Annotated in this window: 13 protein-coding genes; 8 read left to right on the top strand and 5 right to left on the bottom strand. The window is 70.3% G+C overall.

The features are described from left to right. Nucleotides 1-481 (bottom strand): GAF domain-containing protein (locus tag ACLU3S_RS13705; RefSeq protein WP_413952076.1); only part of this gene is annotated, 481 nt, incomplete at its 3' end. 439 nt (nt 482-920) lie between these two features. On the opposite strand from ACLU3S_RS13705, the gene ACLU3S_RS13700 reads away from it, so the two are divergent. From ACLU3S_RS13700 to ACLU3S_RS13685, 4 genes are all read left to right on the top strand, one after another. Beyond that, nucleotides 921-1,310, top strand: coding sequence for a hypothetical protein (locus ACLU3S_RS13700; protein ID WP_413952075.1), 390 nt, complete (start codon nt 921-923; stop codon nt 1,308-1,310). 165 nt (nt 1,311-1,475) lie between these two features. After that, nucleotides 1,476-1,640, top strand: a complete 165-nt coding sequence (locus ACLU3S_RS13695; RefSeq protein WP_413952074.1) for a hypothetical protein — start codon at nt 1,476-1,478, stop codon at nt 1,638-1,640. Nucleotides 1,641-1,923: 283 nt separating this feature from the next. After that, nucleotides 1,924-2,307: a hypothetical protein gene (locus tag ACLU3S_RS13690; protein ID WP_413952073.1), complete on the top strand. Its 384-nt coding sequence runs from the start codon at nt 1,924-1,926 to the stop codon at nt 2,305-2,307. Between the two features lie 120 nt (nt 2,308-2,427). Beyond that, nucleotides 2,428-4,011 (top strand): FMN-binding glutamate synthase family protein, encoded by a 1,584-nt coding sequence (locus ACLU3S_RS13685; RefSeq protein WP_413952072.1) that lies wholly within the window; start codon nt 2,428-2,430, stop codon nt 4,009-4,011. On the opposite strand, the gene ACLU3S_RS13680 is transcribed toward ACLU3S_RS13685, so the two are convergent. Further along, nucleotides 3,915-5,006: a GlxA family transcriptional regulator gene (locus ACLU3S_RS13680; protein WP_413952071.1), complete on the bottom strand. Its 1,092-nt coding sequence runs from the start codon at nt 5,004-5,006 to the stop codon at nt 3,915-3,917. The genes ACLU3S_RS13685 and ACLU3S_RS13680 overlap by 97 nt on opposite strands. Nucleotides 5,007-5,032: 26 nt before the next feature. Further along, nucleotides 5,033-5,671, bottom strand: a complete 639-nt coding sequence (locus ACLU3S_RS13675; protein ID WP_413952070.1) for an HD domain-containing protein — start codon at nt 5,669-5,671, stop codon at nt 5,033-5,035. Between the two features lie 253 nt (nt 5,672-5,924). On the opposite strand from ACLU3S_RS13675, the gene ACLU3S_RS13670 reads away from it, so the two are divergent. From ACLU3S_RS13670 to ACLU3S_RS13660, 3 genes are all read left to right on the top strand, one after another. Beyond that, entirely contained in the window at nt 5,925-6,671 is a 747-nt protein-coding gene (locus ACLU3S_RS13670; RefSeq protein WP_413952069.1) for an SDR family oxidoreductase, read from the top strand. A 165-nt stretch (nt 6,672-6,836) separates the two neighbouring features. Next, complete coding sequence (locus ACLU3S_RS13665; protein ID WP_413952068.1) at nt 6,837-7,466, top strand: TetR/AcrR family transcriptional regulator C-terminal ligand-binding domain-containing protein; 630 nt, start codon at nt 6,837-6,839, stop codon at nt 7,464-7,466. A gap of 180 nt (nt 7,467-7,646) precedes the next feature. Continuing rightward, a complete protein-coding gene (locus ACLU3S_RS13660) occupies nt 7,647-8,120 on the top strand; it encodes a carboxymuconolactone decarboxylase family protein (protein ID WP_413952067.1) in 474 nt (157 codons plus the stop codon). Between the two features lie 116 nt (nt 8,121-8,236). Here the strand turns inward: ACLU3S_RS13660 and ACLU3S_RS13655 are convergent, their stop codons facing one another. After that, nucleotides 8,237-9,193 (bottom strand): RNA polymerase subunit sigma, encoded by a 957-nt coding sequence (locus ACLU3S_RS13655; RefSeq protein WP_413952066.1) that lies wholly within the window; start codon nt 9,191-9,193, stop codon nt 8,237-8,239. 308 nt (nt 9,194-9,501) lie between these two features. On the opposite strand from ACLU3S_RS13655, the gene ACLU3S_RS13650 reads away from it, so the two are divergent. Further along, nucleotides 9,502-9,765 (top strand): WhiB family transcriptional regulator, encoded by a 264-nt coding sequence (locus ACLU3S_RS13650; RefSeq protein ID WP_413952065.1) that lies wholly within the window; start codon nt 9,502-9,504, stop codon nt 9,763-9,765. A gap of 34 nt (nt 9,766-9,799) precedes the next feature. Here the strand turns inward: ACLU3S_RS13650 and ACLU3S_RS13645 are convergent, their stop codons facing one another. After that, the gene (locus tag ACLU3S_RS13645) at nt 9,800-10,696 is read right to left on the bottom strand and encodes an RNA polymerase sigma-70 factor (RefSeq protein WP_413952079.1); all 897 of its coding nucleotides are present in this window, start codon (nt 10,694-10,696) and stop codon (nt 9,800-9,802) included. Nucleotides 10,697-10,926: the final 230 nt, after the last annotated feature.

Genomic DNA, 10,926 nt, shown 5'->3' with positions numbered 1-10,926 from the left:
GACTGGCGGCGCGGACCCGCTCGGGGCTCGGACCGGCCGTCCCGGCGGTGTCGGACCCCGGCCAGATCAGCAGCAGGGCACCCCAGACCGCGGTGCCGGTGAGGATGGGCGCGGCGGCCACCGCATGGTGGTACGGCATGGCGATCGCCGTGCGCGGGTAACGGCGGGCGAGCTCCTCGGGGTCGCCGAGCCAGACCAGCCGCCGTTCGCGTACCGCCTCGGCCACCGGACCGGGGCTCGACAGCGCCATCCCGAACCAGGGCGCGAGACACTGCGCCGGTATGCCCGCGGTCACCTCGAGCCGCAGCGCCCGCCTGTCGGGTGCCATCAGGAAGACCGCACCCGCATGCATGCCCGTGTCGCGCACGGCGAGCTCCAGCAGCCGGTCCAGCTCGGCCCGGCGTACCGGCTCGGTGGCGTGTGAAAGGGGAGAGCGGGAGTCGTAGGACTGTGCGGCGCCGTCGTCCCGCATGGCGCTCATACCAGTACGGTACGTCCGGTCCGGCCGGCCCCGCGCGCGATCCCCGACGGCCCGTCCCGAGGGTGTTGCGAAGGCCGTCCTCTCCCCGCGAGCGCCGTGCACCGGGCCGCGTGGCGCCGGGAAAGATCCCTTGAATGAGTGACGCCGGCTCCGCCACCACCCGTGATGCTGGACGCGACGGCGGGCCTCCGGCACGGCACCGCCCGGCCTCGGAAAGCGACCGCCTCATGAACACGATGCGCGCGGTCCGAGTCGGCGGATCGGCCGGACGTCTCCCGCACAGGGACTCGTGCCGCCTACGCAACACGTGAAAAGGAGCACCGGCGTGACCGAGTGGTCATCGATGTCACGGCCGGGTGGTCAACCGCGGCCCAGGGCCGTGGGATCCGATGCACCCGGGGGGCTGGAGCGTGCCTACCGCAGTCGGCTTCGTGCCGCCGTGTCCGCGAGCGCGGCCCCGTACGGATACACCCTGGCGTTGTGGACCGCCACCGCGATCACGTCGTCCGAGCGTGGTGCCCCAGAGGCACCCGAAGTCCTGGCGCTCCTGGCCGGAGCGACGCTGGCCTTCGTCGCGTTGGCTGCCGTCGCACACGGCGGTACCCGCATGGTGCCGGACAGGTCCGCACCGGCCGCCACACGGATCTGGGCCGCCTTCCACCTGCCGATGGCGGCCTGCGCCGCGCTGCTCAGCCTGCTGCTGGCACGGTGTAGTACCGGGCCCCTGCTGTGGGGGCTCGTCGGAACGACCACGACCACCGTGTATCTGCTGGGCGTCAGCGCCCAGTTCCAGTGCTTTTCCGCTCGCCGCGTCACCGGGAAGTCATAGCGGCGCGTGGAGGACCACAGCTTCGTCCCTGCCGGGCGCCTGTGCCCCGGCCCGAATCACCCGTGCACGTGATACGGGGCCCTCTCCCGACGCCCGCCTCATCAGCGATGGGCGCACGGCTGTGGAATCGCCCGAAGCGCCGAACCCGGAGAAGAGGAAGCGAGCATGTCCGCAAAGCGTCCTGGGGCATACATGCTCGACGGCCGCATTTATCTGGTGGATACCGACGACTATGCCCTCGTGATTGACGCGCGGGGGGAAGTGATCGGCGAGGGGTGTGATTTCTCCAGTTACCTACATGAATACCTGGGCAGAGACGACCTCGAATAGGTTTATGTGAGTCCTGCCCGCTTCTGGTGTGCCTGGTCATCCCGGTACTTCACATCCCGACCTGAAAATGACGACTGATTTCCTGAGCTTTCTGACAGTGCCGACGGGCATCGCATGATCGGGTGATTGGCCGGCCGGTGGACGTGGCGACCATGCCATGGCCACGAGGAACTCAACGGCCCTCGAAAAGGCCTCCTCAATCACCAGATCAGGCGATGCACTCAGAACTGCATCGGTCGAGACTCGTTCGCATGAGCAGTTGCTGACGCTGGGAGGAAAGGCCATGGAAAAGCTCGTACGGCGCATAGCGACCACGGTCGCGTCTCTTGCGATCGCCGGAGGCGCTCTCTTCGCCGCCGGTGGCACCGCAACCGCGGCCACCCTTCCCGCCACTACGCCCGTCCAGGCCCGGACGGGAGTGGTGGCGGAGGCGGTGACCACCGGCTGGACTCAGGGCGGGCACGGCGGGCACGGCGGGCACGGCGGGTACGGAGGACACGGCGGCTACGGCGGCTACGGCGGCTACGGCGGACACGGCCGGGACTGGGGTGACGGTCATCGCCACCACTGGCACACCTGGGACGGGCCCGTCTGCGGCCGTTGGGTCGACGGCCGCTTCTACCCCTGGGTCTGGGGCCAGCTCAGGGTGTTCGGGTACGACGACTGACTCGGGGAGCCCGGCGCCGGCGACTCCCCGGCGCCGGGTCGGAACTGCCCGCCGAACGTGCGGGCATCGCATCGGTTGGAGTCTTGTAGCGCATCCCAGGGAAGGACGTGCGTTCCGCGCATGATCAGAATCGCAGTGATCGTATCCATCGGCGCCGCCGCCATCGCCTCCGGTGCGACGGCGGCGACCGTCTCACCCTGGTGGTGGCCGGCCGCCGCACTGTGCGCGGCGATATGCGCACTCGGCACGCATGATCTGCTGCAAAGAAGCCACTCAGTCCTGCGCAACTATCCGGTACTGGGGCACATCCGCTTCCTGCTGGAGTCCATCCGACCGGAGTTGCAGCAGTACTTCATCGAGCGCAACTACGACGGCCGCCCCTTCGACCGGGATGTGCGCAGTCTCGTGTACCAGCGCGCCAAGGGAGACGAGGCGGAGCTTCCGTTCGGAACCGAGCGGAACGTGTACGCCGAGGGCTACGAGTACTTCGAATCCTCGATCAGGCCACTCCCCGTCGCGGAAGAGGAACCCCGGGTCCGTATCGGCGGCCCGGAGTGCACCAAGCCCTACGACATGTCCTTGCTCAACGTCTCGGCGATGAGCTTCGGTTCACTGTCCGCCAACGCCGTTCTCGCCCTCAACCGGGGAGCCGCGTTGGGGGGCTTCGCCCACGACACCGGCGAGGGCGGCCTGTCGGAGTACCACCTGCGCCACGGCGGTGATCTGGTGTGGGAGATCGGCACCGGATACTTCGGCTGCCGGACCGCGGACGGGAACTTCGACCGGGCGAGGTTCGCTGAGAAGGCCGCGCACGACAACGTGAAGTGCGTGTCGCTCAAGCTGTCTCAAGGAGCCAAGCCCGGTATCGGGGGAGTGCTGCCCGGAGAGAAGGTGACCGGTGAGATCGCCCGCGTACGCGAGGTTCCCGAGGGGCGGACGGTCGTCTCGCCCCCGTACCACCGGACCTTCGGCACGCCCCGGGAACTGATCCGGTTCCTCGCCGAAATGCGCGAACTGTCGGGGGGTAAACCGGTCGGCTTCAAGCTGTGTGTGGGCTCCCGGCGCGAGTTCCTGGCAGTGTGCAAGGCCATGATCGAACAGGGCACCGCGCCGGACTTCATCATCGTGGACGGAGCGGAGGGCGGCACCGGAGCGGCTCCGCTGGAGTTCGCCGACCACCTGGGCACTCCACTCACCGAGGGACTCCTCACCGTCCACAACGCCCTGGTCGGTGCCGGCCTGCGGGACCGGATCAAGATCGGTGCCAGCGGCAAGGTGGCCACAGGCGCCGACATCGTCAAGCGGATGGTCCAAGGCGCCGACTTCACCAATGCGGCACGCGCCATGATGTTCGCCGTCGGATGCATCCAGGCGCAGAGCTGTCACACCAACGCCTGCCCTGTCGGCGTCGCCACACAGGACCCGCGCCGCGCACGCGCACTGAACGTCGACGACAAGTCGGCCCGGGTCCACCGCTTCCACTCCGCCACGGTGAGGAGCGCCCAGCAGATCATCGCCTCGCTCGGCGTGCACGAACCCGCCGGACTGCGCCCGCACATGCTGCGCCGGCGCGTGGACCCGGTCACGGTCCAGTCGTACGCGGAGCTCTACGACTGGCTGGATCCCGGCCAACTGCTCATCGACCCGCCCGAATCCTGGGCAGCCGACTGGAAGGCCGCCGACCCCGACCGCTTCACCGCATGACCATGGGCCTCGGCCTCCACCGAGGAGGACGGCCGGTGCGGTTGCGGGCGTGTGGTGGCGAACCGGTCGCGGTATTGGCCGGGTGAGACGCCGAGCCGGGCCTGGAAGGTTCGGCGGAGCGTCTCGGGGCTGCCGAACCCGGCGGCCCTGGCGGTCTCGGCCACGCCGTGACCGGCGTCCAGCAGGGCCTTGGCATGATCCAGCCGAACCTGTTCGACGAACTTGCCCGGTGTCGTGCCGAGTTCGGCGTTGAACAGCCGCGTGAGATGCCGGGGACTCACGGCGGCGAGGGCCGCCAGAGAGTCCGTACTGTGCTCGAGAGCGGGCTGCGCCGCGATGAGGTCGATGACCGCACGCAGAACGGGCGGGCGCGGCGCTCTCACCCGCAGCGGTGCGGAGAACTGGGACTGTCCTCCCGGGCGCTGCATGAACATGACGAGGTTTCGGGCGACTTCACGCGCGAGGCCCGCCCCGTGGTCACGTTCGACGAGGGACAGTGCGAGGTCGATCCCGGCGGTGACACCCGCCGAGGTGAACACATCACGGTCCTCGACGAAGAGGGAGTCGGGCTCGACGCGAACCTCGGGGTGGGCGCGGGCGAGGAGAGGGGCGTGGCGCCAGTGAGTGGTCGCGCGGCGCCCGGACAGCAGGCCGGCGGCGGCGAGAACGAACGACCCCGTGCAGATGGAGACGAGCCGGCCGCTGCGGGCCCGCAAGTGCCGGACGGCGTCGGTCAGCTCCGGCGGAATCGGTGCGGTCACCAGCAGGTCCGCGCCCGGGACGACGAGGGTGTCGGCGTGGAGCTCCGCGGCGGCCGCGTCCGCGGGCAGAAGGGTACCGATCGACGTGCGCACCGGCCGGCCGGACGGCGAGACATAGTGCAGCGCGTACCGGGCGCCGAGGGTGTTCGCCTCGGTGAACACCTCGGCCGGCCCGGAGACGTCGAGCATCTTGATTCCGTCGAACACGAGGAAGGTGACACGGTGGACGGCCATGCTGTCGTGGGCGCCTTGCCGCGCGGTCATTCGGGCCAGGCGTTGCTCTGGATGATCTGGACGAAGTCCTTGCGCCGGAAGCCGGGATCGAAGTGCGCGAGGACGTCGTCGTTCATGGTCCCGAACGTGGTGTCGGGCCGCTCGGCCATGCCGTCGTGGAAGGCCTGAAGGATGCGGTTCTTGAAGTCCGGTCGCGGATGGGCGGCCACGACCTCGGCGCGCTGTTCCGGGGTGATCTGCTCCAGTTCCAGGCCCAGGACGTCGGTCTCGACGCCGAGCGTCACCACGGAGACCTCGGGGGCGAGGTGGAGCGGGACCTCCGGTGTGGTGTGCAGGGCGATCGCCAGCCAGACGTTGCGCGCCTCCTGCTCGTTCCGGCCGTGGTCACGCAGGAAGGTGTAGGCCGCCTCGGCGCCGTCGAGTTCGAAGCGGTGGTCCTTGGTGCGGTAGTCGGCCGTCAGCCCGAGATCGTGGAAGAGTCCGCCGACGTAGGCGAGCTCGGGGTCCACCTCCGCTCCGCGGGCGGCGGTCTTGAGCATCCCCCACAGGAAGACCCGGCGGGAGTGGTGGAAGAGCGTGTCGTCGGCCGACTGGCGTACCAGCGCCGTGGCCTCGCGTACCAGGGCGGTGTCCGGGACCGTGATCCCGGCGATCGTTTCGGGCATGACGCCTCCTGACGGGAAGGCCCGAAGCGGCGGGTCGCTTCCGGCTCGCCTCCAGCGTCCTGCGCCGCTTCCGGCGGCGGTAAGTGTCCGAAGGGACGTGTGTCCCACACATTCGGACATGGGTCCGTACTCGGAGGGTGCCGGAGGACCTGCGCTCGCCCGGCGGACGGGGAATCCACCCCAAGATATGGACGGCACGTTCATATTCTGTTTATATGGATGCACCGTCCACTTCCAGCGCAGGAGACCGACCATGACCGCCATGCACGCTTCCACCCACCGCGTCGCGCTCGTCACCGGCGGGTCCGGCGGCATCGGCAGGGCAGTCGTCGAGCGGCTCGCGGCGGACGGCTTCGCCGTCGCCGTGCACTACGCCGGGAACAAGGCCAAGGCCGAGGCCCTGGTGGAGGAGATCGCCGCGTCCGGCGGTCAGGCCCTCGCCGTCGGCGGTGACGTGGCCGACGAGCGGGCGATGAGAGCGGCGTTCGACGCCGTCGAGGCGGCGTTCGGGGGGATCGACGTCGTGGTCAACGCCGCCGGGATCATGATCCTCGCGCCCATCGCCACGCTGGACCTGGACGACCTGGACCGGATGCACCGCACGAACATCCGCGGCACGTTCGTCGTCTCCCAGCAGGCGGCCCGTCGCGTCCGCGCCGGTGGCGCGATCATCAACGTGTCCACCTCCGTGACCCGCACCCAACTGCCCGCCTACGGCGCCTACGTGGCCAGTAAGGCCGCCGCGCAGAGCATCACCCTGATCCTCGCCCGCGAACTGCGGGGCAAGGACATCACCGTCAACACCGTCGCGCCCGGCCCGGTCGCCACCCCGCTCTTCCTCGACGGCAAGGACGAGGCGACGATCGCCGGCTTCGCCCACGCCACACCGCTGGAGCGGCTGGGCGGCCCGGAGGACATCGCGGAGTCGGTCGCCTTCCTCGCCGGCCCTGCTCGCTGGGTCAACGGCCAGGTCCTCTACGTCAACGGCGGTCTCGCCTGACGCCGTCCGGAAGAGGCACGCCACCGCCCCGCACCACCAACACGCGTCGTTCGAAAGGGAAGGCTCATCCCATCCGTCACCGTCGGCCGCGGTGTCATCGGGGACCGGCCGAGCGACACGGCTGCCTAGACTGACCCGATCCGAGAACGAGTGAGGAGAGACATCGTGGCGAAGCAGGCGGAGGGCGCCGACGAGCGACCGGCCCGCCGACGGGGCCGCCGGCCGGCCGACGAGGTCCGCGCGGACGTCTTCCGCGTGGTCGGCGAGGTGCTGCTGAAGGAGGGCATGGCAGACCTGACCTTCGAGCGCGTGGCCCGCCTGTCAGGAGTCAGCAAGACGACCCTCTACAAGTGGTGGCCGTCCAAGGGCGCCCTGGCCCTGGACGGCTACTTCCACGCCGTCGAGCAGACCCTCGCCTTCGAGGACACCGGTGACATCCGCGCCGACCTCACGAGCCAGCTCCGCGCGTTCGCCCGGATCATGACCCGCACGCCGGCGGGCCGGGTGGTCACCGAGCTGATCGGCCAGTCCCAGACGGACGACGAACTGGCCACCGCCTTCCGCTCGCTGTACTCCTCGGAGCGCCGGCGGCTGGCGGCCGAGCGGCTGGCACGTGCCCGGGAACAGGGCCAGATCCGGCCCGACATCGACGTCCAGGTCCTCGTCGACCAGCTCTGGGGCGCCGTCTATCACCGCCTGCTGATCCCCGACGAGCCCGTGACCGACGACTTCGTCGTCGCGCTGGTGACCAACCTGCTCGACGGAATCACCCCACCCCACGGGGCGGCCACCTGATCCCCTCCCCGTCCGCTGCGCGGGGCCGTCACCGAGGGACCCCTCGACGTGGGGGCCGCCGGATTCCCGGCGCGCCGGCCCCGATTCTCCCCTGCCGTCGGACGTGAGCAGCCCGAGGTGTCACACATCGCGGGGCCTGCCGGTCATAGGTGTGTATCTGCAACTCGGCCAGGAGGTCTCATGGAATCGCGTCTCGACTACTTCGGCAACGCGCTGGCGGGGAAGGTGCTGCGGCACCTCTACTCGGCCAGCAAGGTGTTGTCGGAGTCGACGCTGCCCGTCACGATCCAGCACCTGGTGGAGATCCGCGCCAGCCAGATCAACGGCTGCGGCTTCTGCACCGACATGCACACCAAGGACGCGGCCCACGTCGGGGAGAGCCCGGTTCGGCTCAACCTGGTCGCGGCCTGGCGGGAGGCGACGGTCTTCACCGAGGCCGAGCGCGCCGCGCTGGAGCTGGCCGAGCAGGGCACCAGGACCGCGGACGCGGCCGGCGGGGTGACGGACGAGGCCTGGGCGAACGCCGCCAAGCACTTCGACGAGGACCAGCTCGTCGCGCTGATCTCCCTCATCGCCGTCATCAACAGCTACAACCGCATCAACATCATCAACCAGCAGCCGGCCGGTAGTTACCAGCCCGGCCAGTTCGGCTGAGCCGAACCGTTCTCGGCAGCGCAGGCGCCGACCAGCCCACCACGAGGTTGGTCGGCGCCTGCACTGCCGGGCGTGCGCCGCGTCCCTGCGCGCGGCGCGACCGGGGCGCCGTCAGGTCATCCCGCAGGCGCCGGCCGGACCCACGCTCCCGCACGTCGTACCGCCGTCTCGGTGGCGGCGTCGCACGCCACCGCCTCGCTGTTCCGACCCGAACGGGCCGTGGGTGAGGGGGAGGGCTGGTTCCACCGGCGCAGTTTCTCGGGGTTGAGGACGACCCACACCAAGGCGACGCGGTGGCCGATGGCGCCGAGGCTGATGACGGCGGCGACCTGATGGTGGTAGCGAACGACCAGGCCGGCGCGGCCGTTGACGGAGTGGGTGGCCAGGGTGGTGCCGCGGCTGTGGCCCAGAAGTGTCAGCAGGCTCCGGGCCACCTGCCGGCTGCCGTGTACCGGCCCGACCTGCGCCCGGACCTTGCCGCCGCCGTCGAAGAGCGCCGTGGCGTCCCGGCACAGCAGCGACCCGAGCAGGCGGGCGTCCCCGTTCAGGCAGGCCTGACGGACCGAGCACGCCAGGGCATCCTGCTCCTGCGGTGTCGTGGGGCGTGCACGCCGGATGCGAAGGCGGCGGCGAGCCCGGTCGGCGAGTTCGACGCACTCCGGCCGGCGGCGCCCGCCGGTGTCGGCGACAGCGTCGGACCTCGTACCGAAGACGTCGTCGAGCAGGAACGCGGCCCGCTCGGCCGAGGACACGGAGTCGAGCGCGACCAGCGGGACCCGGACGGCCTCCGCCCTGGGCCGGGCCGCGGCCCGGCCCAGGGCGGAGGCGCCGTCGGCCCGCTCCGGCGGACCCAGCAGGCCCAGACAGATCCCGCCGGCCGTCTGCGCCAGCCAGGGCCGCGGAGCCGTCACCCTCCGGCGCGCCGCCTGTGAAAGCCCGAAGAACCGGTGATAGGTCTCGTCGACCACGTCCTCCGCCGCATCGGGACGGCCCAGCATCCAGGAGGCGATGTCCAGCAGATACCGGCGCTCCTCGAGCAGCTCCGCGATCGGCACCGCGTCCACATCGTCCATACGGCAACGCCCCTCTCGGACGGCACCACGACCCATCCGCCGCGGCGTCGCCGGGGTCCGGCCCTCTCGCTCAGGGCTCCGTCTGTCATGGAGACCGGGCAGGCGCCGGTTCTGTGACATGAGCTGCCCCGACCACCACTGTGCGCCGTCCTCGGTGCCCGGCTCCGAGCCACCGCTTCGGGGCACGGCCACCGCACGCGGTCCCGGCCGCATGTCACATATGCGCCGGTTTCGCGGTCTCAACTGAGGGGCCTCGGCCCCTGCTCGCGAAGACGAGGCGGGATCGCGCTGAAGGAGGAGACGGCGCCATGTACTGGCGTGAACGGGCAGCCTGTCGGGGCGTGGACACGGAATTGTTCTTTCCCATAGGAAACAGCGGCCCGGCGACGCTCGCACAGATCGATGAGGCCAAGGCCGTGTGCGGCCGTTGCCCGGTCGTCGAGCAGTGCCTGAAGTGGGCCACGGAAGGGGGCGAGGTCGGTATCTGGGGCGGGATGACGGACAGCGAACGCTGCGCGATCAGGCGGCGTGGGGCCCGTCAGGACAGGGACACGGTCGCCACGACAAGGTGAGGGTGTCCCTGCGCACTACCGGTGCGGTGACGCCTCATGCCCGGTGTGTGGCCAGATAGGGCGCGAGTTTGGCCGGGCTGAGTACCCACATGAGACGTTCGATGCCGCGTGCCGAAACGTCCGCGCACAGCAGGGCCACCGGCTTGCCCTGAGCGGACACGAGGACCGCCGGCCGCCCGTTGGCCTCGACCCAGTGAACCTCGGTGTGAGGCCAGAAACGCGGGCGGAAGGCGACGATGTACTTGGAGACGTGCAGCCGCCCGACCACCGGGATCCTGCTCGCCCCCCGCATGCCTCCGCCGTCCGCGTAGCTGACCACGTCCGCCGTGAGGACGTCCTCGAGCACCGACAGGTTGCCCGTCTGCGCCGCGGCGAGGAACGCCTCCAGCAGGCGCCGGTGGGCGGCCGTGCTGACCGGCTCCCTGCGCTGGGCCGACAGATGCTTGCGGGCGCGGCTGACCAGCTGGCGCGTGTTGGCTTCGCCGGTCTCCAGGATGTCCGCGATCCGCTTGTACGGGTAGTCGAAGGCCTCCCTGAGAACGTAGGCGGCCCGCTCCACGGGGTTCAGCTTCTCCAGAAGGAAGAGAACAGCCATGTCGAGCGCCTCGGCCCGCTCCGCGCCCAAGTGCGGGTCCGCGCTGGTGTCGACCGGCTCGGGAAGCCACGGTCCGGTGTAGGACTCACGCCGCATCCTGGCCGATTGGGCGAGGTTGATCGCGAGGCGGGTGGTGATGGTCGCCAGGAACGCCGGCGGCTCCTCTATCACCGAGCGGTCGGTCTTCTGCCACCGCAGCCATGCCTCCTGGACGATGTCCTCGGCCTCCTCCGCGCTGCCGAGTATCCGGTAGGCGATGCCGAACAGCCGGGGACGCGCTGCGATGAAGTCTTTCGAGGCCTGCTCGAGGGAGCCTGCATCATCACTGGCGTGCATCATGTCCTCCGGCGCTTGATCACCATGCTACAAGCCGCCGCAGCACGGTGCGCGCCGCTGAGTGCGGAGCGCCGCGGGACCGCGCCGGCTGCGCCGATGGCCGCCGGGCGGCTGTGAGCGAAGAGCCCGCCGCCGCCCGGGCGGGCACCGTGTCACAGGTCGGAGCGCCGCTCGGTCAAATGCCTGAAAGGTGCATATCGGGTCCGCATCGCAGTGCTGTCGACGTCTCG

The sequence above is a fragment of the Streptomyces sp. AF1A genome (assembly GCF_047340315.1).
In the GTDB taxonomy this organism is placed as follows: domain Bacteria; phylum Actinomycetota; class Actinomycetes; order Streptomycetales; family Streptomycetaceae; genus Streptomyces.
Note: the sequence above shows the minus strand (reverse complement) of the source record. Positions and strands in the feature narration are given on the sequence as shown.